Annotated in this window: 27 protein-coding genes and 1 pseudogene; 2 read left to right on the top strand and 26 right to left on the bottom strand. The window is 66.0% G+C overall.

The genetic code is table 11. The annotated features are described in order from the left end of the window. Positions 1-4: 4 nt before the first annotated feature. The 26 genes and pseudogenes from gmhB to nifH all read right to left on the bottom strand — a co-directional run bounded on the left by gmhB (position 5) and on the right by nifH (position 20,892). Positions 5-550 (bottom strand): D-glycero-beta-D-manno-heptose 1,7-bisphosphate 7-phosphatase, encoded by a 546-nt coding sequence (gene gmhB, locus BLV15_RS19705; RefSeq protein WP_090231425.1) that lies wholly within the window; start codon positions 548-550, stop codon positions 5-7. Positions 551-630: 80 nt separating this feature from the next. Beyond that, positions 631-1,473: a nitrogen fixation protein NifM gene (gene nifM / locus BLV15_RS19700; RefSeq protein WP_090231424.1), complete on the bottom strand. Its 843-nt coding sequence runs from the start codon at positions 1,471-1,473 to the stop codon at positions 631-633. Further along, positions 1,470-1,928, bottom strand: a complete 459-nt coding sequence (locus BLV15_RS19695; RefSeq protein WP_090231423.1) for a nitrogen fixation protein NifZ — start codon at positions 1,926-1,928, stop codon at positions 1,470-1,472. The genes nifM and BLV15_RS19695 overlap by 4 nt, the downstream gene beginning before the upstream one ends. Before the next feature lie 5 nt (positions 1,929-1,933). Then, a complete protein-coding gene (nifW, locus tag BLV15_RS19690; protein ID WP_090231422.1) occupies positions 1,934-2,242 on the bottom strand; it encodes a nitrogenase-stabilizing/protective protein NifW in 309 nt (102 codons plus the stop codon). Positions 2,243-2,747: 505 nt separating this feature from the next. Then, a pseudogene (gene cysE, locus BLV15_RS22365) lies at positions 2,748-3,461 on the bottom strand (serine O-acetyltransferase); the annotation flags it as partial. Then, positions 3,445-4,620, bottom strand: coding sequence for a homocitrate synthase (gene nifV, locus BLV15_RS19680; RefSeq protein WP_090231421.1), 1,176 nt, complete (start codon positions 4,618-4,620; stop codon positions 3,445-3,447). The gene nifV and the pseudogene cysE, both read right to left, overlap by 17 nt. A gap of 10 nt (positions 4,621-4,630) precedes the next feature. Next, complete coding sequence (gene nifS, locus BLV15_RS19675; RefSeq protein ID WP_090231420.1) at positions 4,631-5,839, bottom strand: cysteine desulfurase NifS; 1,209 nt, start codon at positions 5,837-5,839, stop codon at positions 4,631-4,633. Positions 5,840-5,842: 3 nt separating this feature from the next. Continuing rightward, the gene (nifU, locus tag BLV15_RS19670; RefSeq protein ID WP_090231419.1) at positions 5,843-6,733 is read right to left on the bottom strand and encodes a Fe-S cluster assembly protein NifU; all 891 of its coding nucleotides are present in this window, start codon (positions 6,731-6,733) and stop codon (positions 5,843-5,845) included. A 13-nt stretch (positions 6,734-6,746) separates the two neighbouring features. Further along, on the bottom strand, positions 6,747-7,070 hold the full coding sequence (locus BLV15_RS19665) for a HesB/IscA family protein (protein WP_090231418.1): 324 nt from the start codon (positions 7,068-7,070) through the stop codon (positions 6,747-6,749). A 399-nt stretch (positions 7,071-7,469) separates the two neighbouring features. Further along, positions 7,470-7,847: a hypothetical protein gene (locus BLV15_RS19660; RefSeq protein WP_090231417.1), complete on the bottom strand. Its 378-nt coding sequence runs from the start codon at positions 7,845-7,847 to the stop codon at positions 7,470-7,472. Positions 7,848-7,878: 31 nt separating this feature from the next. Next, positions 7,879-8,151, bottom strand: coding sequence for a ferredoxin III, nif-specific (gene fdxB / locus BLV15_RS19655; protein WP_090231416.1), 273 nt, complete (start codon positions 8,149-8,151; stop codon positions 7,879-7,881). Beyond that, positions 8,148-8,366: a CCE_0567 family metalloprotein gene (locus BLV15_RS19650; protein ID WP_090231415.1), complete on the bottom strand. Its 219-nt coding sequence runs from the start codon at positions 8,364-8,366 to the stop codon at positions 8,148-8,150. The genes fdxB and BLV15_RS19650 overlap by 4 nt, the downstream gene beginning before the upstream one ends. Positions 8,367-8,379: 13 nt before the next feature. Continuing rightward, positions 8,380-8,838: a NifX-associated nitrogen fixation protein gene (locus BLV15_RS19645; RefSeq protein ID WP_090231414.1), complete on the bottom strand. Its 459-nt coding sequence runs from the start codon at positions 8,836-8,838 to the stop codon at positions 8,380-8,382. Further along, complete coding sequence (locus tag BLV15_RS19640; protein WP_090231413.1) at positions 8,835-9,245, bottom strand: SoxR reducing system RseC family protein; 411 nt, start codon at positions 9,243-9,245, stop codon at positions 8,835-8,837. The genes BLV15_RS19645 and BLV15_RS19640 overlap by 4 nt, the downstream gene beginning before the upstream one ends. Beyond that, a complete protein-coding gene (locus BLV15_RS19635) occupies positions 9,242-9,670 on the bottom strand; it encodes a NifB/NifX family molybdenum-iron cluster-binding protein (protein WP_090231412.1) in 429 nt (142 codons plus the stop codon). The genes BLV15_RS19640 and BLV15_RS19635 overlap by 4 nt, the downstream gene beginning before the upstream one ends. 29 nt (positions 9,671-9,699) lie before the next feature. Continuing rightward, positions 9,700-11,106: a nitrogenase iron-molybdenum cofactor biosynthesis protein NifN gene (gene nifN / locus BLV15_RS19630; protein ID WP_090231411.1), complete on the bottom strand. Its 1,407-nt coding sequence runs from the start codon at positions 11,104-11,106 to the stop codon at positions 9,700-9,702. Between the two features lie 3 nt (positions 11,107-11,109). Next, positions 11,110-12,513 (bottom strand): nitrogenase iron-molybdenum cofactor biosynthesis protein NifE, encoded by a 1,404-nt coding sequence (gene nifE, locus BLV15_RS19625; RefSeq protein ID WP_090231410.1) that lies wholly within the window; start codon positions 12,511-12,513, stop codon positions 11,110-11,112. A 198-nt stretch (positions 12,514-12,711) separates the two neighbouring features. After that, positions 12,712-13,665 (bottom strand): hypothetical protein, encoded by a 954-nt coding sequence (locus BLV15_RS19620; protein ID WP_090231409.1) that lies wholly within the window; start codon positions 13,663-13,665, stop codon positions 12,712-12,714. Continuing rightward, positions 13,650-14,456, bottom strand: coding sequence for a 4Fe4S-binding leucine-rich repeat protein (locus tag BLV15_RS19615; protein WP_090231408.1), 807 nt, complete (start codon positions 14,454-14,456; stop codon positions 13,650-13,652). Before BLV15_RS19615 ends, BLV15_RS19620 begins: the two co-directional genes overlap by 16 nt. Before the next feature lie 16 nt (positions 14,457-14,472). Continuing rightward, positions 14,473-15,249: a TOBE domain-containing protein gene (locus tag BLV15_RS19610; RefSeq protein WP_090231407.1), complete on the bottom strand. Its 777-nt coding sequence runs from the start codon at positions 15,247-15,249 to the stop codon at positions 14,473-14,475. Positions 15,250-15,271: 22 nt separating this feature from the next. Beyond that, a complete protein-coding gene (locus BLV15_RS19605; protein ID WP_090231406.1) occupies positions 15,272-15,541 on the bottom strand; it encodes a DUF6129 family protein in 270 nt (89 codons plus the stop codon). Between the two features lie 9 nt (positions 15,542-15,550). Then, complete coding sequence (locus tag BLV15_RS19600; RefSeq protein ID WP_090231405.1) at positions 15,551-16,255, bottom strand: dinitrogenase iron-molybdenum cofactor biosynthesis protein; 705 nt, start codon at positions 16,253-16,255, stop codon at positions 15,551-15,553. Between the two features lie 105 nt (positions 16,256-16,360). Further along, entirely contained in the window at positions 16,361-16,588 is a 228-nt protein-coding gene (gene nifT, locus BLV15_RS19595) for a putative nitrogen fixation protein NifT (RefSeq protein ID WP_090231404.1), read from the bottom strand. A gap of 142 nt (positions 16,589-16,730) precedes the next feature. Continuing rightward, the gene (gene nifK, locus BLV15_RS19590; protein ID WP_090231403.1) at positions 16,731-18,302 is read right to left on the bottom strand and encodes a nitrogenase molybdenum-iron protein subunit beta; all 1,572 of its coding nucleotides are present in this window, start codon (positions 18,300-18,302) and stop codon (positions 16,731-16,733) included. Between the two features lie 127 nt (positions 18,303-18,429). Then, a complete protein-coding gene (gene nifD, locus BLV15_RS19585; protein ID WP_090231402.1) occupies positions 18,430-19,899 on the bottom strand; it encodes a nitrogenase molybdenum-iron protein alpha chain in 1,470 nt (489 codons plus the stop codon). Positions 19,900-20,007: 108 nt separating this feature from the next. Then, positions 20,008-20,892 (bottom strand): nitrogenase iron protein, encoded by an 885-nt coding sequence (gene nifH / locus BLV15_RS19580; protein WP_090231401.1) that lies wholly within the window; start codon positions 20,890-20,892, stop codon positions 20,008-20,010. Between the two features lie 273 nt (positions 20,893-21,165). On the opposite strand from nifH, the gene BLV15_RS19575 reads away from it, so the two are divergent. Both BLV15_RS19575 and modD read left to right on the top strand, forming a co-directional pair. After that, positions 21,166-21,543 (top strand): NifB/NifX family molybdenum-iron cluster-binding protein, encoded by a 378-nt coding sequence (locus BLV15_RS19575; protein ID WP_090231400.1) that lies wholly within the window; start codon positions 21,166-21,168, stop codon positions 21,541-21,543. Positions 21,544-21,546: 3 nt separating this feature from the next. Next, the gene (gene modD / locus BLV15_RS19570) at positions 21,547-22,386 is read left to right on the top strand and encodes a ModD protein (RefSeq protein ID WP_090231399.1); all 840 of its coding nucleotides are present in this window, start codon (positions 21,547-21,549) and stop codon (positions 22,384-22,386) included. Positions 22,387-22,476: the final 90 nt, after the last annotated feature.

Here is a 22,476-nt window from a genome sequence, read left to right as displayed (position 1 = left end):
CGAATCACTCGTTGAGCAGGTGTCTGGCGACGGATGAAAGATCGGCGAAGACCAGTGTGCCGGGCGGCAGCGGCCTTTCCAAGGTAACCGTGCCCTTGCCGGTGCGAACCAGATAGGGCGTCGCGCCGAGCGCCGCGCCCGCCTGCAGATCGCGCAGCGAATCACCCACGGCAGGCACACCGGCGAGGTCGGAATAGCCGTAGTGATCGGCGATCTGCCGGAACATGCCGGGCTTCGGCTTGCGGCACTCGCAACCGTCGTTCGGCCCATGCGGGCAGTAAAGGATGAGTTCGATCCGCCCGCCCTGCCCGGCCACCAACTCGCGTAGACGAGCGTGCATCGAGTCCAGGGTGGCGGCGTCGAACAGGCCCCGGGCCAGGCCGGACTGATTGGTGGCTATGCAGACCTGCCAGCCAGTGCGGGAAAGGCGCGCGATCGCCTCGATGGAACCCGGCAGTGGAATCCATTCATCCAGGGTCTTGATGAAGGCATCGGAGTCTTCGTTGATGACGCCGTCGCGGTCGAGAACGATGAGTTTGCGGGTGGCCACGTCGGTACTGTCCGGAAAAGCCAGAGGGGTGGCGATTCTACATCAACGCGCGGCGCCCACTCTGGCAATTCCCCGTGTGACTAGGCGAACAGCGACCTGATCCAGTCGCGTTGGGTGGCGCGCCGCACCCGCGTATCGAGGAGCTCGTGGATGCTCGGGCGAGCCTCGGCGAAGCGCATTCTCTTGGCCTGGCTGATCGAGTCGCACGACAGCAGATGAAAGCCTATCGGAGATCGCAGCGGTCCGCTGATCTGGCCTCTGGCGAGGTTGAAGAGCACCTGGTCGAGTTCCGGGTAGAGCTTGCCCCGGGGCATCTCCCCGAGCAGCCCGCCGTTCATTGCCGTTGGGCATTCCGAATAGCGTTGGGCGAGCTGGGAGAAACGCCGCGGGTGGCGCTTCAATTGCTCGGCGATCTGGCGGATGCGCTTCAGCGCGGCATCGTGGTGGTTGTCGGCGAACTGGTCATTGATGGTGATGAGGATGTGCCGCACCTTGCGTCGCTCCGGCAGATGGAAGCGATCGAGGTGATTGAGGTAGAACAGTTCCTCGTCCACCGGATCGATCTGCTTGGCGTTCTGTGCCACGCGATCCATCACCGCTTCCACCCGCAACTCCCAGAGCAGTGCGCGGCGCAGCCCCGCCTCGCCGAGCCCGGCGCGCTCCAGCCCCTCGAGGAAGTCGGCCTCCGCCTCATAGCGCTGGCGAATCCGCGCGAAGGCATCCTCCACCGTCGAGGCGGGCACGTGGACGTCCTGCGCCATGGGCGAGGCGAGTACGGCCGTTTCTATCCGGTACTGGCGCTGCGCATGCTGCTGCGCCTCGTGTTTCTGGCTCTCAGTGAGCTGCGCCGGCTCGCAATCGAAGCGCGCCTGTACGCTCTTGAGAGTCATGTACGCCAGGTTTTCCTGATCGATCGCGGTCATCGGCCAGCCTCCTCCCCGCTTGCGTCATTCAGTGCCGACTCCGGCACCATCAACAGGCGTCCGGGGAACTGCACGTGATAGAACGGCTGGCCGCGCTCGAACTCGCGGACAACCTTGAACACTTCACCCACGCTGCCCTGCGGCACCAGGACCTCGCCATTCACCGAAAGCGGGATCGCCGCGCTGACCTTCTCGCGGGTCTCGTAGCGGCTCGGCATCCACGGCAGATCGGCGTCGACCAGTTCTTCCTCGCGGCAGCCGATCCGCCTGTCCGTGCCGAGGAAATGCACGGTGTAGATCAACTGGTCCTGGAGGAAGGTGCCAACATTGAGCACGTGGCCGACTTCGCCGCGACGCATCAGCAGCGTACCGGTAGGAATGCCCGGATAGGTGCCGTCGTTGCGCACGTTGCGGATCAGCCGCACGCGGTCGCCGTATTCGTAAGAGGGTTGCATGGCGTTCAGCCCCGGGTGATTTCGCCGAGGGCGACGAAGCCGGGTGTGGCCTCCTTGAACACCTTGAGCGCTCGTTCGGCCTGAGCCGAGGAGTTGATGAAGTCGGCGTAGGCCTTGCTCAGCTGTTCGCGGTAGAGGGCGTGGCGTTCGGCTTCCTCCTCCGGCAGCGTGAGGCGGCTCAGGTAGTCGTGGAAGCGCTGCAGGATGTGCAGGCGGTAGACCTGAACGATGCGGCTGTCGAAGGGGATGGCGAAGAACTCGAGGAATTCCTCGGCGCCTTCGAGTTCACGTAACGAGTTTTCCAGGTAGCTCATGGCGGTGCTCCCATCAGGCGGCGTTTGATGTGCAGTCGAAATCGGAAAGATCGGCCAGGCTCAGCAGGTAGGCGCCGCCCAGGCTGTTCTCGGGGTCGAGCCGGCAAAGTGCCTCCAGCCGCTGCTTGGCCGACGCGCAGCGTCCGAGGCGCAATTCGAGGTAGGCGCAGGCCTTCAGAGCGAGCAGGTAGAGGCGATGCATGTCGCTCTGCGGGCCAGCGAAATCCGTAGGCTGAAGGCTCTTCCAGTCGGTGTTCAGGCGGGCCTGGGCGGCACTGGTGCGCAGGGTGTGTTCGGCAACGCCCAGTGCGTCGTCGAGGCGATGGCGATAGAAGTAGAAGCGATACAGCGCGCCAAGTACCTGGGGATGATCGGAGGCCAGCGCCCAGGCTTCCAGCAGTAGGTTTTCGGCTTCCATCTGCGGGTAGAGAATCGCGGCCTTCTCCAGCAGCCGGCCGACCGCGCCGGAAAGCGGTGCCAGCGTATCGCCGGCGAAGGTGTGCAGATCGTTCTGTACGACCGCCGCGGGCTCTTCCTCTGCGACGATGGCCGGCAACTCGGGCGCACCCTCGAGACGCTCCAGGCGCTGGATCAGCGTGGCGATGAGCTTGCCCACCGGGTCGGGAATCAGGTGGTGATCGAGGTTGATGCCCTCCTCGCCATTGACCACGGTTTTCAGCGACACCACTTCCTTGCCGGGGATTCCGACCACGGTGCGATCCGCGCCGACGCTGTGCACCACCACCGAGTTGGCGCCGACGCGCACCCGGTCGCCGAGGGTGATCGGTCCGAGCACCTTCGCGCCGGCGCCAACCACCACGCCATTGCCGAGGGTCGGGTGGCGCTTGCCCTTGTTCCAGGTGGTGCCGCCCAGGGTGACGCCATGGTAGAGGGTCACGTCGTCACCGATTTCGGCCGTTTCGCCGATCACCACGCCGGCGCCGTGATCAATGAAGAAACGCAGCCCGATGCGCGCGCCGGGGTGTATGTCGACGTTGCTCCACAGCCGCGCGACGAAGCTCAGCAGTCGTGCCGGGTAGGCCAGTTCCAGCCGCCACAGACGATGCGCGAGGCGGTACAGCAGCACCGCGTGCACGCCGGGATAGGTGGTCAGCACCTCCCAGCGCGAACGCGCGGCCGGATCGCGCTGGAAGACGCAGGCGATGTCGTCGCGCATCAGCTGCCAGAGTGACGGTGCGGCGTCAGTTGGTGCGGACATGGGCATCTCCTTGCGAGGGCGAAAGCGCGGGCGGATTGCACAGCGCATGCAGGGCGAGCAGTTCCTCGTCACGGGGCGCGCGCTTGCAGCGCACCGCCAGCGCACGGATCGCCGGCAGCAACAGGCCGGCGTCGTTCAGCGACAGTTCGATGCCGATGCGGGCGAAGCTGGCCTGGACCGAGCGGCTGCCGGAATGCTTGCCGAGCACCAGGCGGTGTTCGCGGCCGATCAGCGCGGGATCGAGGCCCTGATAGATCAGCGGGTCCTTGAGCAGGCCGTCGACATGGATGCCGGCCTCGTGGGTGAACACGCCCTCGCCCACCAGGCTCTTCTGCCAGCCGACCGGCCGGCCGGCGGCCTGGGCAACCTGCTGAGAAAGTGCCGGGAAGGCCGTCAGATCGAGGCCGCAATCGACGCCGTAGAGCGTCATCAGGCCGACGGCGACTTCTTCCAGCGCGGCGTTGCCAGCGCGTTCGCCGAGGCCGTTGACCGTGGTGTTGACGTGGCCGGCGCCGGCTTTTACCGCCGCCAGGCTGTTCGACGTGGCCAGGCCGAGGTCGTCGTGGGCGTGCATCTCCAGTTCGAGGTCGCAGACGCTGCGCAGCTGGGCGATACGCTGGTAGACGCCGAAAGGCTCGAGGATGCCGAGGGTGTCGGCGAAGCGCAGGCGCTGGGCGCCGGCACGTTGCGCGGCTTCGGCCACCTCGGCGAGGAAGTCCGGATCGGCCCGCGAGGCATCCTCGCAGCCAACCAGGACGCGCCAGCCGGAATCCAGCGCCAGCGGAACCAGGTACTCGATCTGGCGCAGCACCCAGGCACGGTCGCGGCCGAGTTTCTTGTGGATGTGCAGGTCGGAAACCGGGATCGACAGGTCGACCATCTGCACCGGCAGGTTGCGGCAGGCGATCAGGTCGCCGGCATGCATCCGGCACCACACCAGTAGATCGGCCTGCAGGCCGAGCGCGGCCACTGCGCGAATGCTGTCGCACTCCTCCTCGCCCATTGCCGGAATGCCGATTTCCAGTTCCGGTACGCCGAGCTGGTCGAGCCCGCGGGCGATCGCCAGCTTCTCTTCCAGGCTGAAGGCCACGCCGGCGGACTGCTCGCCGTCGCGCAGCGTGGTGTCGTCGATGATGACTGCCGCTGACTCGCCTTTCATCGCGTATTCCTCAGGCGTAGACCGGTGCGAAGGCCTGTTGCGGGTCGGCCACGGGCCCGAGGTCGTTCCAGTACGGCGACAGCTTGCGCAACTGCGCGACCACCTGCGGCACCACCTCGATGACGCGGTCGATTTCCGCTTCGGTGGTGTAGCGCGACAGCGAGAAGCGCACGGTGCCGTGGGCCGCGGTGTAGGGAATGCCCATCGCGCGCATCACGTGGGACGGTTCCAGCGAGCCCGAGGTGCAGGCTGAACCGCTGGAAGCGGCGATGCCGAACTTGTTCAGCAACAGCAGGATCGCCTCGCCCTCGATGTATTCGAAGGCGATGTTGGCGGTATTCGGCAGGCGGTTATCCGGGTCGCCGGTGACGAAGGCGTGGCTGACCTGCGCCAGTACGCCGGCCTCCAGCTTGTCGCGCAGGCGGCGCACTTCGGTGTTTTCGTGCTCCATCGACGCCAGCGCCATCTCCGCGGCCTGGCCGAGGGCGACGATGGCCGCGCTGTTCTCGGTGCCGGCGCGCCGGCCGCGTTCCTGATGGCCACCGCGCAGCAGCGGACGGAAACGGCTGCCGCGGCGCAGGTAGAGCACGCCGATGCCCTTGGGCGCGTGCAGCTTGTGGCCGGACGCGGAGAGCATGTCGATCTTGCTGTCGGCCAGTTCCAGCGGAATCTTGCCCACCGCCTGCACGGCGTCGGTGTGGAACATCACCCCGGCGGTGTGCGCCAGCTCGGCCATTTCCTTCACCGGGAAGTAGGTGCCGGTCTCGTTGTTCGCCCACATCACGCTGACGATGGCGACACGCTCGCTGAGCAGTCCGCGGTATTCGTCGAGGTCCAGGCGGCCCTTGCCGTCGACCTTCAGGCGGTGGATCACGTAGCCCTCTTTCTCCAGATGCTCGCAGAGCGCGAGGATCGCCGGGTGCTCGACCACCGTGGTGATGATCTCGCGGCGCTCCGGCTGTGCACGCAGCGCCGACAGGATCGCGGTGGAGTCGCTCTCGGTGCCGCAGGAGGTGAAGATGACCTCGGTGTCGTGCGCCGCGCCGAGCAGCGCCTGCACCTGCATGCGTGCCTTCTTCAGCGCCAGGCCTACGCGGTTGCCGAAGCTGTGCAGCGACGACGGGTTGCCGAACTGCTCGGTGAAGTACGGCAGCATGGCGTCGACCACCAGCGGATCGACGCGGGTGGTGGCGTTGTTGTCGAGGTAGATGGTTTCCATCGTCTAGTTCCCCATGGCGCGGGTCAGCGAACCGGCGCGGGTCGGTACCACGCGAATGAACTCCCCCAGCTCTTCCATCAGCTTCTGCTGGATACCGTTGAGGGTCAGCGATTCCATCTGGCAGCCGGAGCAGGCGCCGATCATGTTCACGTAAACGGTCTTGCCATCCACGTCGACCAGTTCGATGTCGCCATGGTCGCGCTGCAGTTGCGGGCGCACGGCCTGGATCACCTGTTCGATGCGGCGGATACGCTGCAGGGTGTTCATCTGCGCCGGCGCGACCTCCACCGCTGCCGGGGTGGCGGTCGGGTCGAAGGCCACGCCGGTTTCGGCGAGCACCTTGATCAGGATCTCCTCGATCCCTTCGTGGCAGGCGGCGCAGCTGCCGCCGGCCTTGGTGTAGTTGGTGACCTCCTCGACGGTGGTCAGCTTGTTGGCGCGGATGGTGTCCTCGATCAGCACCGCGTCCACCGCGAAGCATTTGCACACCAGCGCGCCTTCCTCGTGGTCGTCGCTCCAGACTTCACCGCGGTAGTTGGCCACCGCGGCCTGCAGGGCTTCGCGGCCCATCACCGAGCAGTGCATCTTTTCCGGCGGCAGGCCGTCGAGGTAGTCGGCGATGTCCTGGTTGCTGACCTTCAGCGCTTCGTCGAGGGTCTTGCCCTTGATGATTTCGGTGAGCGCGGAGGACGAGGCGATGGCCGAGCCGCAGCCGAACGTCTGGAAGCTGGCGTCCTGGATCACTTCGCTTTCAGGATCGACCTTGAGCATCAGGCGCAAGGCGTCGCCGCAGGAAATCGAGCCGACGTCGCCGACACCGTTCGCGCCTTCCAGCGCGCCGGCATTGCGCGGGCTGAAGAAGTGCTCTTTGACCTTATCCGAGTAATCCCACATGACGGTTTTCCTCTCAGGCGGCGAATGACTTGCCGCAACCGCACTGGGTCTTGGCATTGGGGTTGCTGAACTGGAAGCCGCTGCCGGCCAGGCTGTCGACGAAGTCGATGTTGCAGCCGTCCAGTGACGGAACGCTGAGGGGATCGACCAGCAGGGTGACGCTGCCGATGGTCAGCACCAGGTCGTCTTCTTCCTGGCTCGACTCCAGGCGCAGGGCGTACTGCAGGCCGGAGCAGCCACCGCCGGCCACCGCGACGCGCAGACCGGCGACTTGCCCTTCGGCACCCTGGATGAATCGGTGGATGGCTTGCTCGGCTTGGGCTGTGAGGTTGATCACGGTTGACCTCCAGAATCTTCATGAGATGACAGGAGGGACAGAGCACGGCCTGTGCCAAACCGGTTTTTGTGCCTAAGTGGTTGTTTTTAAAGAGAGGGACTTACGGAGAAAAGGCGCCGAGGCTGTTTGGAAGGGGACGCCGACAACGCTTTGTTGGATTTGCTACAGAGGGGAAATGCAGCGGATGGTCGCAGCTGTGGAGGGCGTTTTTCACTGACCGGACGGCGATCCGCTGCAGTCAGTAGGATGGGTCGAGGAGCCTAGCGAGGATACCCATCAGGACGCTTGATGGGTATCGCTGCGCTCAACCTATCCTACGGTTTTCCCGCCGCGCAGGATGGCTTCGGCCCGCCGGACTTTCGAGGCGGATCGCCGTCCGGCCCATCCTGCGTTCGGCGCCTACAGCGTCGGCCACAGCCGCGGGTCGATCTTCACCTGGCCGTCGCGGCCCCAGGCGGTGAGCGATTCGACGAACCAGCGCGGGTCCTGCGGGTGCTGCACGTCGAGGTCGAGTTCGGCGTAGTAGCTGCCGTCGCTGTTGAACAACACCTCCAGCTGCAGCCGTTCGGCCTTGTCGCGCCAGTAGCCCTGATAACCCGAGCGGCCGTTCACCGGGTCGGTGACGCGCACGAAGGCCAGGTAATCCGGGTCGACGTGCGCCGGCAGCGCATCCTGGCGAAAGCCCTGCGCGCTCTGGCGCAGGCGCTGGATGAGCAGGGTGAGGGTACTGCGCAGATTGCTCGGCAAACGGCAGGCCTGTCCTTGAGGTCCACGCATGGCGGTACTCCTTGATGTGGCGGGAGCCAGGTCAGCCGGCGCTGGGCATGGCTTCGTGGCTATGGCAGTTCTTCGGGCAGACGCGACTGCAGGAGCCGCAGCCGATGCAATCCAGTTCGTTGCCCAGGGTCATCACGCTGCGCACGTCGTCGAGGTCTTCGTCGTCCAGTTCGATCAGCTCGAACACGTCACGCGGGCAGACCTTGAAGCAGCGCCCGCAGCCGATGCAGGTGCTCTGGTCGACGCTGACGACGAAGGCCGGCGTCCAGCTCTGGCCGCCTCGGGTTAGGCCGGTAATGTTCATCGGGATGCCTCCTCGGCAAGTTGTTGCAAACGTGCACTGGCATCCGCCCACGCCTTGCAGGCGTCATAGGTGGATTGCGCGATGCGGGGTATCTCCTCGTAGGCGGCGGGCAGGCGATCCTCGACCAGATCGTGCAGCTGCCCGGCCCATTCGCTGGCGATGCGCTTGAGCTTGCGCACTTCTTTGTCCAGCGCCTGGCTATCGGTCGGTTCCATGTGGTGGCTCTCCTTACAGGCCGGCGACGTCGGGGAAGCGCTCGATCATCGCCAGTGCCGCGTCGATGTGCTTGGTGGCTTCGGCTTCCATCGCTTCCAAGGTCTCGAAGCCGAAGCGGTGCACGTCGCGCAGGGTGCGCTCGAACACCACCAGCTTGCCGACGGTGATCAGCACGCGGCCGAAGCCTTCGTGGCTGAGGTTGATCAGCGGCACCGCCATCAGCTTGCACTGGCGTTCGATGAGGGTGGCGATGGCGTTGTAGAAGGCCTTGATCCGCGCCACCACGATCTCGTCCGGGTCGCCGATCACCGGCATCTCGCGACGCTGGGCCTTGGTGACCACGAAGGGCTCGAGCACGCGCGCGTCGGACCAACTGTCGTAGGTGCCGTAGCTGTCGATGGCGCGCATCTGCTTGACCATCTCGCGCTTGAAGATCTCGTCCTGCTGAAGTTCGGCGACTGCCTGGCTCATGGGTGTTCTCCGCTGTCTGGGGGGGAATCGTCGAGGTGCTGGCTGACCAGCAGGGGTTGGCGGCTGCCGAGCAGGTGCGTCAGGCCGAGGCCCGCGCAGAGACCGAGCAGCGCGCCGCCGATGGCGGCGAAATCGCCGTACAGCGAGCCGACCATCGCACCGACCACCACGCTCAGGCTGGGCACCCCGTAGGCATAGAAACTGGCACGCAGCAGGTCGGCCTCGCGGACCGAGAGGATCACGCTCTGTCCGTCGCAGAGCCCGTCGTCCGGGGCGATGTCCAGTGCGTCATCGTTGCCGGCGCAGCTGCCGCGTACCTGGCAGGCGCCACAGGCGGCGGGCGTTTCGCCATGCATGCGCAATTGGCCGTGGGCATCACGGACGACGCGGGCGCGGGTCTCGATCATTCCTGCCAGGCCTCGTTGAGCAAGGCGTCGAAGCGCTTCTCGTCACGCTCGCCGTGCAGCGCCTTGCGCAGCCACACGGGCGCGGCATCGGTCTGGGTGGCGTCGATCAGCTCGCGCAGGCAGTCGTCGATGGCGCTGCCCTCCTCGACCTTCATCGGCTGGATGCCGGCGGCCAGCAACTGCTTGATCGCCGAGCCGCCGACCGCCACGCAGTACACCGCCGCGCAGCCGCCGAGCAGCTCGATCTTGCTTGCCAGCTTTCCTTCGTGGCCGTCCATCAATACGTCCGTCTCGCTGAACTCGGCGACTTCCACCAGACGCGTGACGGGCGGCTCGAAGGCGTAGATGGCGAATGCCTCGGCGGCGCCGAAGTGCTGATCGATCAGCTGCCGGTCGGAGCTGGCGAACGCGATGCGCAAGGACATGCGGTTTCCTCCTCGAAGCGTTACCAGTTTCAGGTGGCGCATGGCTGCGGCACCTGCGGTGCGTGCGCCGGACTGTCGTCGGCCGGGCGCACCGCGTAGATCGAGCGATAGGGCTGGACCTCGTGCTTGTGGATTTCGCCAAGCATCAGGTTGGCCAGGTTGCACAGCGTCTGCCGGGTGCCGCGGTAGCCGATCCACAGCTGCATCTGCCCGCCGATGCGGTCGTACAACGGCCAGCCGGCGCGTTGCAGCGGGATGTCCAGGCGTTCGGCGCTCTGTGCGGCGTGGGAGTTGGCCAGCAGCAGCTGCGCGTGGCCTTCGGCGGCGAGTTTCTCCAGATCCTGCAGGTCGCCGATCTTCACCTGCGCGCAGGCCAGCTCGGCGAGGATCGGTGCCTGCGCCGGCGCCACCGCGGCAACGGTTTCGCCACCCATGGAGGCGACCAGGTCGGCGAGGGCGAACAGCAGGTCCGGATCGGCGGCGATGGCGTAGCGCGCATAACCGAGCATGAAGTGGGTGTCGACCATGCAGTCTTGCAACTGCGCGCGCTGGCGCTCGAGGCTTGCCGGCACCGGTTGGCCGCTGAGCTGGCGCAGGCAGTCCACCAGCGCATCGACGCGCTGCAGGCCCATCAGGCTGTCGAAGCGCCGGTCGGGTACGCCGGTGCGCGCGGCGAGAATGTCCGCGGCCTTGCCCAGCGAGCGGCCGATGACCAGCGTCAGCGCCGCTTCACCCAGCGTGGCGAAGGCCTCCACCGGCGTACCGCCGACGCTGAACGGGGTGAACTGCGCGTCGGTCAGGTGGCCGTCCAGCGCATCGGCGAGGTCCGGCAGCACCACCGGGGTCAGGCCGAAGGCTTCGATCAGTTCCTTGAGCTGCTCGATGTCCGCGGCGGTCAGCAGGCTGCCGGCGAGCACGTTGACCTGGCGCGGGCGGCGCCCTGCCCGGCTGCGGTCCTCGACCACCAGCGCATCGAGCATCGCTTCCACCGCCAGCGCATAGCCGCTTTCCAGGCAACCGCTGTAGTCCGGGGTGTTCACCGCGATCACCGGGGTCGCCGCCAGCTCAGGGTGCTGCGCGCGGAACTCGCGGACCAGCCGGTGGATATCGGTGCCCTGGGTTTCCGAAAGCCCGGTGGTGGGCAGCCCGACCAGCGCCGGCTTGCGCTTGCCGATGATCCCGGCGAGGCCTTCGAGGACGTTATCGTCGGCGCCCATCACCGCGCTGCCGTGGTCCATGGCGCTGGTCTGCAACGGGATCGGCTCGCGGAAATGCCGCACCAGGAAGACCTTGGCGAACGCCGTGCAGCCCTGCGAGCCGTGCATCATCGGGATGGCGTTGCGGATGCCGAGGAATGCCAGCGAAGCGCCGACCGGCTGGCTGACCTTCAGCGGATTGACGGCCAGGGCCTTGTCGCGACGAATGATCTGCGCCATGGCTCAGGCCTCCGCCGCGTGCAAGGTGGCCGGCTGGTCCCAGGGCGCGCGTTCGCGCACCGCCTGCCAGACCGGCGATTCGAGGGTCAGCGCGATCTGCCGGGCGAGTTCCAGCATGCCTTCGTAGCCGGCATAGCCGAACTCGCGCTCCTGGTTGATATCGAGGAACGGCAGGCGCGCCTTCAGCGCGGTGTACATGTTGCGGCCGCCGGCGATCAGCAGATCGGCGCGGTAGTCGCGCATGCAGTCGAGCAGCGCCTGCGGGCTGCCCTCGTCGAGCATGCGTGCCTCCTCGCCCATCAGCTCGCGGATGCGCTGCTTGTCTTCCTCGGTGGATTTCTTGGTGCCGGTGGCCACCACGGTCATGCCCAGGTCCTGCAGCGCGGAGACCACCGACCAGGATTTCACCCCGCCGGTGTAGAGCAGCACGCGCTTGCCATCCAGGCGCGCGCGCCACGGCGCGAGGGCCAGGTCGATGCGCGCTTCCTCGCGGGCGATGAGGGTTTCGACGCGGGCCGCTAGGTCCTCGTCGCCGAGCATGCGGGCGATGGTGCGCAGCGCTTCGGAGGTGTCGTTGACGCCGTAGAAGCTGCCCTCGAACCAGGGCACGCCGAAGCTGCTCTCCAGTTTGCGCGCCACGTTCAGCAGCGCCTTGGCGCAGACCACCATGCTCAGCTCGGCGCGGTGCATGGCCTGCACTTCGTGGAAACGCGCGTCGCCGGACAGCGTGCAGATCACCCGCAGGCCGAGCTCGTCGAGCAGCGGCAGCACATGCCAGAACTCGCCGGCGATGTTGTATTCGCCGATCAGGTTGATGTCGTGCACGCGGATGCCGGGGCGTTCGGCGCTGGCCGGCAACGGTAGGGGCTCGCCGGTGCCGATCACGTACTTGAACATCGCCTCGCCGGCCAGGCGGTTGCCCATGTTCTTGGTGCCGTAGAAACCGGCCGCGTCCACCGGCACCACAGGCACGCCGAAATGCCCGGCGGCGGCCTTGCACACGGCATCGACGTCGTCGCCGATCAGCGCGGTGACGCAGGTGTTGTAGACGAATACCGCGGCGGGCGAGAACTCGTCCACGGCCTGACGGATCGCGTGCAGCAGGCGTTTTTCGCCGCGGCCCATGATCACGTCCTGCTCGGTGAGGTCGGTGGTCATGCCGATGCGGTACAGCGTCGGCCCGGAGGAGCGCGTGCCGCGGTTATCCCAGGAGCTGCCGGCGCAGGCGATCGGACCGTGGACGATGTGCGCCACATCGGCGATCGGCAACAGGGCGATCTGCGCGCCGTCGAAGGCGCAGCCGCCGTCGGTGGCACCCGGCTTGGGCTTGGCGCACGCGGATTTCTCCTTGTGGTTGTGGCTGCAAGCGGGTTCGTCGAGCAACTGGGCGATGTCTTTGGCGTGCATGGCGGTCACCTGCGGCTGGATGCGATGAGCCTCGCAAGCGGCATGCCATAACTATCTGATTGTTTTTAAAGGATTTTGTATGTGCGGTTTTGTGGCGAAGCCGACAATCGGGCCGCTCCGCGGGGGATTGCCGACAAGCCATCTTCAGGGAGGCGACACGCGAAGAGCGCCTGCCCGGAGCCGGGCAGGCGATGGGGATCAGCAGCTGTAGGGTGATTCCACCCAGCGTCTGAGCAGTGCGGCTTCGCGATCGGGCAGGTAGTGGAAGCCGGCCTGCTCGTCGTCCAGCAGGTGCTGGGCCAGCTCGGCCGGTACGCTGGCGCCGGCGATCAGGTGGAAGTACCACGCACCGCGATAGCCGGCCAGGCGCTCGAAGGCCTGCAGTTGGCTGGCCAGCGCCAGGCCGCGCTCGTGCAGGCTCCAGGGAAAGCTCTGCAACGGACGCTCGCGCACCGCCAGCATGCGCAGGCGGGTCTGACGCTGGTGGAACACATCGAGGCTTTCCTGTTGCTGCACCAGCCAGTGCTTGCACAGTGGCTGGTCGGCGGCGCTGCCGATCTGCCATTCGCGGATGAAGCGCTGGACCGGATCGTCGTTGGCCTGACTGTCGAGCAGCACGCGGACATCCACCAGGCGCGACAGCCGATAGCGCGGCGCCGCCACCGGCTGCGGGGTGATCGAGGCCGGCTGCAGCGGTTCGAGCAGGTCCTGCAGGTCGTTGGGGTTCGGGTCGTTGGGCAACAGGCGACGCTCGAAGACTTCCTGCAGCTCCTCGACCTCGACCTGCCAGAACGACGAGGCGCCCGGCGCGTACTGGGCGACGAAGTAGTGGATGCAGCCGTTCAGGCGGGTCACCACCGGCTGCGTCTCGACCAGTTCGCGCAGCACCGCGGCGAAATCCTCGTCGTGCTGCTGGTAGCGCAGCTCCAGCCAGTCCTCCAGCGAGGCGTTGAGCAGGCTGCCTCCGGGGCTACGCACCGCGCCGCTGCGGTACCAGCCGCCGACACTGCGGCGGTACTGGAAATCCAGGTCCGGCAGCATTTTCGCCAGCGTCGCCAGAAGCGCGGCATGGTGCGGGCGTGGCCGGGTTTCGGCGATGCGTTCGGCCAGGGCGGCGGTGGTCGGCCAACTGGGGCTCAGGAGCTGCTGCATGGATCGTCCTCATCCAGATCGTTGTCCAGTGGGTCGCCAGCGAGACGCCGGGCCACCAGGTTGCGGATATCTTCTTCGGGGTCGTCGGCGAGAGGCGCCAGGTATTCCAGGGGTACACGCACGGCGGCGCGCAGGCGCACCAGCCAGTCCGGGTCGTTGAGCAGGCCCACGCGGGTTTCCAGCAGGCCACGGCTGGCGACGATGGTGCGCACCTGCGGCTCCGGATCGTCGCGCAGCAGGCGCAGGGCAAACGCCGGCAGCCGCCGAGCCACCGCCTTGCGTACCTCGCTGTCGCTGTCATGGGCCAGCCGGCGCAGTTCGCCCAGCGGGAGGCGCTGGGCGACCAGCAGGCGTACCAGGTAGTCGCTGTCCTCGATCAGGGCGCTCAGGTGTTCGGCCGGCAGGCGGCTGGCCAGGGTCACGCGCACCTCGCGGTCGGGGTCGCCGATCAGCGCCGGCAGTTCGGCGACCGGCAGGCGGCTGGCTACGGCGCGGCGCACCACTTCGTCGGGGTCGTTGATCAGCGAGGAGACCGACTCCAGCGGCGCATAACGCACGGCGATGGCGCGGCGTTCCCAGAACAGGTCGTGCAGGCAGTCTTCGGCGCATTCCGGGTTGCGGCTGAGGAAGGCGTCGTTGAGGCGGCCGTTGCGCACCTGGATGCAGGCGTTCTGCGGCGTGCAGCGGCCCACGGCGAAGCGTTCGGCGCGGTGCGGGCAGTTTTCGCAGCGCGCCAGCGCGGGCACCGCCTCGAGCGCGGGGCCGGCGACGGGAGGCGGCGGTCGGACCATGTGCTGCGCCGCCCGCTCAGTCATCGACGGCGAGGATGACATGCGAGGCCTTGATCAGCGCGGTGAGCATCTGTCCGCGGTTGAGCTCCATGTCGTCGGCGCTCTCGTGGGTGATCACCGCGGTGAGCGTTCGCCCGCTGGCCAGCGCCAGGCCGACCTCGGTGTTGATAGGCCCTTCGCGCACGCTCTGCACCAGGCCGCGGAACTGGTTGCGCGCGCTGCAGCGCAGGCTGTCGTTGCTGCTCAGGATGACCCACGAGGCTTTGATCAGGGCGATCGCTTCGCCGCCGATTTCCAGGCCCAGGCGGGCGATGCTTTCCTGGGTGACGGTGGCCACCAGCGGTTGTTCGGCGCCGATGTCGAGGTGTACTTCGCTGTTGATCGGCCCGGTACGGATCTCGTCGATGCGGCCGAGGAACTGGTTTCTCGCGCTGGTGCGCATGTCCCATCTCCTTTTCAGGCGGTAGCTGTGCTGGAAGCCCTCGAAGCGAACCTTCAGGCTGTCCAGGGTCTGCAGGAAGGCGTTGAAGTCGTGGCTGCGATCGCCGAGCAGCGCGAGCGCCTGGTGGCCGTGCTCGCTGAGCCGCGCACTGCCGTCGGCATTGCAGTGCACCAGCGGCAGGGGCGAGAGGTTGTTCAGCCATTCGACCATCACCGCGGCGCGCTCCAGCTCGATGCCCTGCTCCGCGGTGGCACCCTGCAGCGAGCCGTGGCGGTCGATGCCGGCAAGCAGCAGCAAGGGATCGCGGCGGGTCCGGGCGGGCGCGGGGGTGGGGTTCAGATAGCCGAACATGGGCAGCACTCCTGGGTGCGGATCAGTCGTCGTCGTGCAGTGCCAGCACCACGCCGCTGGCGTTCTGCGCGTCGTTGGTCAGGCTCGCGCAGTGCTCGCGGGCATCGACCAGGTACAGGCTGAATCCCTCGCCGCCGCGGACCGGCTGCAGCTTCGGCGGCACGTCGTTGTCACTGCACAGGGTCAGCGAAAGGCCGGGAAAGGCCAGGCGCAGTTCGGCCAGGCGCGCATCGTCGAGCGGCGCTTGCGCGGCCTGGGCGGCGAGATTATCGAGCAGGGCTTCTTCGAGCATGCGGACTCCTCAGCTTTCCAGGTCGACGGCGAAACGTGCCAGCGAGCGGCTTTCCACACCCATCACCTTGGCCAGCCACGGCGGTGGCGCCGGCAGCACGGCCTGCAGCTTGGCGAGGGCTTCCTGCGCCGGTGCCGCCTTGGGGAATTTCAGCGGATGCACGCCCGCGCGGATCACCTTGGCCGCCGCCGGACCGCCGATGGATTGCACGTAGAGCAACTGGCAGTCGCCGATCAGTTCGGCGCGCGCGGCGTTGCGGTCGTCGCTGGCATCGGCCGCCGCGGTGCTGCGCAGTTCGCGCAACAGCGCCTGCTCGGTGCTGACGTCGTAGATCAGGAAACGTGGGCAGGAACCGAAGTGGCCGTCGAGCATTTCCTGGCTGTTGGAAGCCACGGCGACCCGCAGGTGCGCGCCCCCGGGCAGCTCATCGCTGCTGGCGGCCGGCAGCGCTTCGTCGCCGTCCTGCTCGCCCCACAGGTAGCGCACCGCCTGCTTGAGCGCAGGCGCGGCGATGTCGGTGGCGATCTCCAGTTCCTCGTCGCCGATCAGCAGCGCGCGCAGATCCTCGACGGTGAGTCCGGCGAGCTTGTGTTCGTCGATCGGCAGGCCGAGCTTGCCACCCAGTGCGGCGATGAACGAGGCCGGGTTTTCCAGGCCGAGCGCGCGCGACGCCAGGGCGATGCGCAGAGCGGCGGCCTTGCTGATGCTGGACATGGCGAACTCTCCTTCAGGCGTGCGGCGCAGAATAGGGTGCGCCGCAGCCGCGGCATGCCGACGCGGGTCAATCTTTGGCGCGTCGGCGTGGCGGTTTTCTACGGTTCAGTCTTCCGCGCCGCCAAGCCGGCGGGCGCGAAACGACATGGGCAATTTCGGCGTCCGCTCGAGCGGATCGATGAAGTAGCTCTGGCCGTTGGCCAGTTGCAGCTCGCCGCCCCATTTTTCCGGGCCGGTGAATTCCAGCGAGACGATCCTTTCTTCCAGGTCCTTCTTCGGCAGGTAGAACAGCAGGCTGCCGCCGTTGTCCTGGCTGATCATGATGTTGGCCATCTGCGTTTCCTTGCTGAATGAAAAATCGCCGGGCGCCTTTCCGACATCGCCTCGCGACGGCCCGGACAGGCAACCGTCAGCGATGACGGTCACAAAAAAAGCGACGCGGTAAGGGGACCCGCGTCGCATAAGGAGCTCGGTATCAGCGCACCAGGTCGAAGTTGAAGTCGGTGACGCCCATTTGCATGGTGTCGGCATCGAGCTTCTCGAGGACCGCGTTGACCAGGGTGGTCAGCATGGTCATGGCGCCTTCGTAACCCAAGGTGGTGGCACGGTGCAGGTGATGGCGGTCGAAGATCGGGAAGCCGATGCGGATCAGCGGAACTTCGGCGTCCTTGCCCTTCTGCAGGGTGTCGCGCTGGATGAACTTGCCGTAGGAGTTGCCGATCATGAAATCGGGCTTCTCGGTGAACACCAGCGAGCGCAGGTGCCAGAGGTCATGGCTGTGGAACAGCTGGGTCGCGTTGTTCACCGGCGCCGAAGCTTCGAGCATCTTGTTCATCGCCTTGAGCCAGCGCTTGCCACCGTTGTTGCACAGTACGTGAACCGGTTCCGCGCCCAGTTCCAGAAGGAACTTGGTCATGCCCAGGGTGAAGTCCGGGTCGCCCCACAGCGAGAAGCGCTTGCCGTGCAGCCAGGTGTGCGAGTCGGTCATCATGTCGACCAGGCGGCCGCGCTCGGTGGTCAGCGATTCGGAGATCGGCTGGCCGCTGATCTTCGATACCGCCATCAGGAACTCGTCGGTCCACTCCAGGCCCATCGGAATGTTCAGCTTGGGTATCTCGTGCTTCCAGGTGTCGGTGACCAGCTTGCGGGTTTTTTCCATCTGCAGCGGTTGCAGGAAGATGGTGGTCAGGGCGTTCGGCGCGTCCTTCACTTCATCCTGGGTAGTGCCGCCGGCGTACATGCGGAATTCCCCGTCGGCCGGGGTATCCAGCACTTCGGACGGGTCGGAGAGCAGGCTGTAGTCGACGCCCATCTCGCTCATCATGCGTTTCATCACGCGGAAGTTGCCCAGGTAGGTCTCGAAGCCCGGCACCAGGTTGATCTTGCCGTTGCTGCCGACGACCTTGCCTTCCATGTGGTTGAGGGTGAAGTAGCGGGCGATGCCTTCGAACATGTTGTCCCAGCCGGTCACGTGGGAGCCGACGAAGGACGGGGTGTGCGCGTAGGGCGTGGCGAAGTCCTGGTCGATGTAGCCTTCCTTCTTGGCGTTGTTGATGAACGCGTTGAGGTCGTCACCGATGACTTCGGCCATGCAGGTGGTGGAGACGGCGATCATGTCCGGCTTGTACAGCGCCTTGCAGTTCTCCAGGCCGTCGTACATGTTCTTCTGCCCGCCGAACACCGCCGCGTCTTCGGTCATGGAATCGGACACGCAGGACAGCGGCTCCTTGAAGTGGCGGTTGAAGTAGGTGCGGAAGTACGCGACGCAGCCTTGCGAGCCGTGCACGTAGGGCATGGTCTTCTCGAAGCCGATCGAGCAGAGCACCGCGCCCAGCGGCTGGCAGGCCTTGGCCGGGTTGATGGTCAGGGCTTCGCGCTGGAAGTTGAGTTCCTTGTATTCGACGCTGGTGGTCCAGAGGAAGGTCTCGTCGACCTTGGCCTGGCCATGGCTGTTCTCGAAGTTGGCCTTCTTGTCACCCAGCGACTGCTTGTATTCGTCCTTGCGGAACAGCGGGTAGCTGGGCTTGATGTCGTCTGCGTTTTGCATGCTGCTCTCCTCGCCGCATCGCCAATCTGCGAATCACGGCTAGAAATAATGCGGTGGGGAACGGCCGGCGGCCGCCCCGCTGAAACCCGACGCCGCACCCGCGGCGTCGGGCAGACGCGTATCGCGATCAGGCGATGGCGCGCTGCTCTTCCTCGACGGGCTTGAGCCACGGCGGGGTGAGGTTTTTCCAGCAGGGGTTGTTCAGGGTCATGTCCATGTCGCGGGCGAAGATGGCGAAGCCGTCATAGCCGTGGTACGGACCGGAGTAGTCCCAGGAGTGCATCTGGCGGAAAGGCACGCCCATCTTCTGGAAGATGTACTTCTCCTTGACGCCCGAACCGATCATGTCCGGCTTCACGCGTTTGACGAACTCCTCGAATTCGAAACCGGTGACGTCGTCATAGAGCAGCGTCGCGTTGCCCATTTCCGGAACGGTGCGGTCGTAGTCGTCGTTGTGACCGAACTCGTAACCGGTGCCGACCACGTCCATGCCCAGGTCCTCGTAGGAACCGATCACGTGGCGCGGGCGCAGGCCGCCGACGTAGAGCATCACGCGCTTGCCTTCCAGGCGCGGGCGGTACTTGGCGATCACCGCGTCGACCAGCGGCTGGTACTTGGCGATGACGCGCTCGGCGCCTTCCTTGATGTGGTCGTCGAAGAACGCCGCGATGGCCCGCAGGCTCTCGGCGATCTTGGTCGGGCCGAAGAAGTTGTACTCGACCCATGGGATCCCGTACTTCTCTTCCATGTGCCGCGAGATGTAGTTCATCGAACGGTAGCAGTGCAGCAGGTTGAGCTTGGCTTTCGGGGTGTTTTCCATTTCCGCCAGGGTGCCATCGCCGGACCACTGGGCGATCACCCGCAGACCCATCTCTTCGAGCAGGATGCGCGAGGACCAGGCGTCGCCGCCGATGTTGTAGTCACCGATGATGGTGACGTCGTAGGGGCTCGACTCGAAGGCGGTACCGCCGCCCTCGCGCTCGAACACCCAGTCGCGGATCGCGTCGTTGGCGATGTGGTGACCGAGGGACTGCGAAACCCCGCGGAAGCCTTCGCAACGGACCGGGACGATCGGCTTGGAAAGCTCCGCCGCGCCCTTCTTCGACACCGCTTCGATGTCGTCGCCGATCAGGCCGATCGGGCATTCCGACTGCACGCTGATGCCGCGTGCCAGCGGGAACAGGCCGTCGATCTCGTTGATCAGCTTGGCCAGCTTCTTGTCACCGCCGAAGACGATGTCCTTCTCCTGGAAATCCGAGGTGAAGTTCATGTCGCCAAAGGTGTCCACGCCGGTGTGGCCGACGTAGTAGTTGCGGCGGCCGGCGCGCGAATACTGGCCGCAGCCGACCGGGCCGTGGGAAATGTGGATCATGTCCTTGATCGGACCCCAGACCACGCCCTTGGAACCGGCGTAGGCGCAACCACGGATGGTCATCACCCCGGGCAGCGACTTGCGGTTGGACGTGACGCATTTGGTGGTCTTTTCCTGGTCGTTGACGGCCAGGTGCTTGGCGCGGTCTTTCTGCGCCTTCTCCGGATAAACCTCCAGCACCTCTTGGATGAGGGCGGCGGCTTCTTCCTTGCTGAGCGTTGCCATGTTGATCTCCTGCGCCGGCCCACTAATCCGTGGAACCAGCCATAGGTAATGACGGCTTGTTGCCTACGAACGTCCCGCGGGTCTCGCGACCGCGCGGGGGTTCACACATCAGGCGCTAGCGGCTTCTTCGTGTGCGGCCTTGCCGATGATGCTTTCGTCTTCCTCGTCGAGGATGCCGAACTCCATCAGCAGGGATTCCAGCTCGTCCATGGTGATGGGCGTCGGAATCACGAAGTTGCGGTTGTTGACGATCTTGTTCGCCAGCTGGCGGTACTCGTCGGCCTGCTTGGCCGTCGGGTCGTACTCGACCACGGTCATGCGGCGGATCTCGGCGCGCTGCACGACGTTGTCGCGCGGCACGAAGTGGATCATCTGGGTGCCCAGCTGACGGGCCAGTTCCATGATCAGTTCGTCTTCGCGGGCGGTGTTGCGGCTGTTGCAGATCAGGCCTGCCAGACGCACGCTGCCGGAGTTGGCGTACTTCACGATGCCCTTGGCGATGTTGTTGGCCGCGTACATGGCCATCATCTCGCCGGAGCAGACGATGTAGATCTCCTGCGCCTTGTTCTCGCGGATCGGCATGGCGAAGCCACCGCAGACCACGTCGCCGAGTACGTCGTAGAACACGAAGTCGAGGTCTTCCTCGTAGGCGCCTTCCTCTTCGAGGAAGTTGATCGCGGTGATCACACCGCGGCCAGCGCAGCCAACGCCCGGCTCAGGGCCGCCCGACTCGACGCACTTGATGTCGCGATAGCCGACCTTGAGCACGTCTTCGAGCTCGAGGTCTTCCACGCTGCCGGCTTCGGCGGCCATTTCCATGATCGAGTTCTGGGCCTTGGCGTGCAGGATCAGACGGGTGGAGTCCGCCTTCGGATCGCAGCCGACGATCATCACCTTCTGACCGGCTTCGGCCAGGGCGGAGACGAGGTTCTGGGTAGTGGTGGACTTGCCGATACCACCCTTGCCGTAAATGGCGCATTGACGCAGAGCCATGCTGGTTTCTCCTTGTTGCGTGGAATTGACGAAGCGAAATTCGCCCTCGCAATTCCCTAGCGCAAGGCCTGTGCCAGCTTTTGACTGATAGTTAACCCATTGAAATAAATAAAGATAATAAAAACTCGCAAATCGTTGTAGCGGTGTCGGAGGCGACAACGACAAAGCCATTGTCGGAGTGGCGACAAGCCTGAACGACCTTGTATCGGCCTCGCTATACCCACTTTTCAAGTAAGGGTATAAGGAGGCGATTCGCTCACAGGAGGAGCCGTCATGAAGATCGCCTTCGCTACCCAGGATTACGCTCGGATCGCCAAGCACGCCGGCCAGGCACGCCATTGGCTGGTGTTCGACACCGAGTTCGCCGAGCGTCCGGCGCAACGCATCGAGCTGCAGCGCGAGCAGACCTTCCACCACCTGGCCGACGGCGCCGCCCATCCCCTCGACGGGGTCGAGCTGATCGTCGCCGCCAGCGCCGGCGACGGTTTCGTCCGCCATCTGCGCAAACGTCGGCAGGAGGTGCTGCTCACCGAACAGGGCGACCCGCACCTGGCCTTCCAGCGGCTGCTGCGCGGCGAAACGCTGCCCGCGCCCGGCTTCGACCCGGCGCGCGTGTTGTGCAAGATCCACGACCTGTTCTCGAGGCATTGAGCGATGAGCGTATCCGTACTCGATGACGGGCAGCTTCACCAGTTGCTGCGCGACGACGTGCCCTCCGGCGACCTGACCACCGATAGCCTCGGCATCGGCGGCCTCGCCGCGCGCCTCGATTGCTCGGCACGCCAGGCCATGACGCTGTGCGGCGTCGAGGAGGCTGCGCGGCTGTTCCAGATGCTCGGCGCACGGGTGGACATGCATGCGTATAGCGGCCAGGCGCTAGCCGCCGGCACGCCGATCCTTTCCGTCGAAGGCCGCGCCGGCGCGCTGCACCAGGGCTGGAAGACCGCGCAGGTACTGATGGAGTGGGCCAGCGGCGTGGCCACTGCCAGCGCCGCCCTGGTGGCCGCCGCCGCGTCGTTGCCGGTGGCCTGCACGCGCAAGAGTGCGCCGGGCACAAAGGCGCTGGCCATCAAGGCGGTTCGCGCGGGCGGCGCGACGCTGCACCGGCTCGGCCTGTCGGAGACCCTCCTGCTGTTCGCCGAGCACCGGCTGTTCCTCGACCAGGCGCCGGGCGACACGCTCGCCAGGCTGCGTCGTCGCGAACCGGAAAAGAAGATCGTGGTGGAGGTTGGCGATCTCGGCGAGGCCTTGCGCTGGGCCGAGGCGGATGTCCTGCAGCTGGAGAAATTCACCCCGGCGGCGCTGGCTGCGGTGCGCCGGGCGCTGGAGGACTGGCCGTCGCGGCCGCTGCTCGCGGCGGCTGGAGGCATCCATGCCGGCAACGCGGCGGAGTACGTCGCTGCTGGGGCCGATCTGCTGGTCACCTCATCGCCGTTCTCGTCGCCGCCCAAGGACGTGCAGGTACGTTTCGGTCGGCCGCTCGCCGCTGTGTAGCAAGTGCGACATCAGGGCCGCACTGTGCGTCGCAGACCGCACCAAAGGACCCTGATGTTTACAGGAAACCTTTCTGACTCAATGGGTTGA

The sequence above is a fragment of the Pseudomonas kuykendallii genome (genome assembly GCF_900106975.1).
In the GTDB taxonomy this organism is placed as follows: domain Bacteria; phylum Pseudomonadota; class Gammaproteobacteria; order Pseudomonadales; family Pseudomonadaceae; genus Pseudomonas_O; species Pseudomonas_O kuykendallii.
Note: the sequence above shows the minus strand (reverse complement) of the source record. Positions and strands in the feature narration are given on the sequence as shown.

What these genes read in the sequence shown, in the direction of transcription:
- nifU (WP_090231419.1), bottom strand. Translation starts at nt 6,733, where the DNA reads ATGTGGGATTACTCGGATAAGGTCAAAGAGCACTTCTTCAGCCCGCGC.
- modD (WP_090231399.1), top strand. Translation starts at nt 21,547, where the DNA reads ATGAGCGTATCCGTACTCGATGACGGGCAGCTTCACCAGTTGCTGCGC.
- nifM (WP_090231424.1), bottom strand. Translation starts at nt 1,473, where the DNA reads ATGACCGCGATCGATCAGGAAAACCTGGCGTACATGACTCTCAAGAGC.
- BLV15_RS19605 (WP_090231406.1), bottom strand. Translation starts at nt 15,541, where the DNA reads ATGCTCGAAGAAGCCCTGCTCGATAATCTCGCCGCCCAGGCCGCGCAA.
- nifV (WP_090231421.1), bottom strand. Translation starts at nt 4,620, where the DNA reads ATGAAAGGCGAGTCAGCGGCAGTCATCATCGACGACACCACGCTGCGC.
- BLV15_RS19615 (WP_090231408.1), bottom strand. Translation starts at nt 14,456, where the DNA reads ATGGTCCGACCGCCGCCTCCCGTCGCCGGCCCCGCGCTCGAGGCGGTG.
- nifK (WP_090231403.1), bottom strand. Translation starts at nt 18,302, where the DNA reads ATGCAAAACGCAGACGACATCAAGCCCAGCTACCCGCTGTTCCGCAAG.
- BLV15_RS19575 (WP_090231400.1), top strand. Translation starts at nt 21,166, where the DNA reads ATGAAGATCGCCTTCGCTACCCAGGATTACGCTCGGATCGCCAAGCAC.
- nifE (WP_090231410.1), bottom strand. Translation starts at nt 12,513, where the DNA reads ATGCACGCCAAAGACATCGCCCAGTTGCTCGACGAACCCGCTTGCAGC.
- BLV15_RS19620 (WP_090231409.1), bottom strand. Translation starts at nt 13,665, where the DNA reads ATGCAGCAGCTCCTGAGCCCCAGTTGGCCGACCACCGCCGCCCTGGCC.
- nifN (WP_090231411.1), bottom strand. Translation starts at nt 11,106, where the DNA reads ATGGCGCAGATCATTCGTCGCGACAAGGCCCTGGCCGTCAATCCGCTG.
- fdxB (WP_090231416.1), bottom strand. Translation starts at nt 8,151, where the DNA reads ATGAACATTACCGGCCTAACCCGAGGCGGCCAGAGCTGGACGCCGGCC.
- BLV15_RS19635 (WP_090231412.1), bottom strand. Translation starts at nt 9,670, where the DNA reads ATGTCCTTGCGCATCGCGTTCGCCAGCTCCGACCGGCAGCTGATCGAT.
- BLV15_RS19610 (WP_090231407.1), bottom strand. Translation starts at nt 15,249, where the DNA reads ATGTTCGGCTATCTGAACCCCACCCCCGCGCCCGCCCGGACCCGCCGC.
- BLV15_RS19645 (WP_090231414.1), bottom strand. Translation starts at nt 8,838, where the DNA reads ATGAGCCAGGCAGTCGCCGAACTTCAGCAGGACGAGATCTTCAAGCGC.
- nifD (WP_090231402.1), bottom strand. Translation starts at nt 19,899, where the DNA reads ATGGCAACGCTCAGCAAGGAAGAAGCCGCCGCCCTCATCCAAGAGGTG.
- nifT (WP_090231404.1), bottom strand. Translation starts at nt 16,588, where the DNA reads ATGGCCAACATCATGATCAGCCAGGACAACGGCGGCAGCCTGCTGTTC.
- nifS (WP_090231420.1), bottom strand. Translation starts at nt 5,839, where the DNA reads ATGGAAACCATCTACCTCGACAACAACGCCACCACCCGCGTCGATCCG.
- BLV15_RS19650 (WP_090231415.1), bottom strand. Translation starts at nt 8,366, where the DNA reads ATGGAACCGACCGATAGCCAGGCGCTGGACAAAGAAGTGCGCAAGCTC.
- BLV15_RS19695 (WP_090231423.1), bottom strand. Translation starts at nt 1,928, where the DNA reads ATGCAACCCTCTTACGAATACGGCGACCGCGTGCGGCTGATCCGCAAC.
- nifW (WP_090231422.1), bottom strand. Translation starts at nt 2,242, where the DNA reads ATGAGCTACCTGGAAAACTCGTTACGTGAACTCGAAGGCGCCGAGGAA.
- BLV15_RS19600 (WP_090231405.1), bottom strand. Translation starts at nt 16,255, where the DNA reads ATGTCCAGCATCAGCAAGGCCGCCGCTCTGCGCATCGCCCTGGCGTCG.
- BLV15_RS19640 (WP_090231413.1), bottom strand. Translation starts at nt 9,245, where the DNA reads ATGATCGAGACCCGCGCCCGCGTCGTCCGTGATGCCCACGGCCAATTG.
- BLV15_RS19660 (WP_090231417.1), bottom strand. Translation starts at nt 7,847, where the DNA reads ATGCGTGGACCTCAAGGACAGGCCTGCCGTTTGCCGAGCAATCTGCGC.
- nifH (WP_090231401.1), bottom strand. Translation starts at nt 20,892, where the DNA reads ATGGCTCTGCGTCAATGCGCCATTTACGGCAAGGGTGGTATCGGCAAG.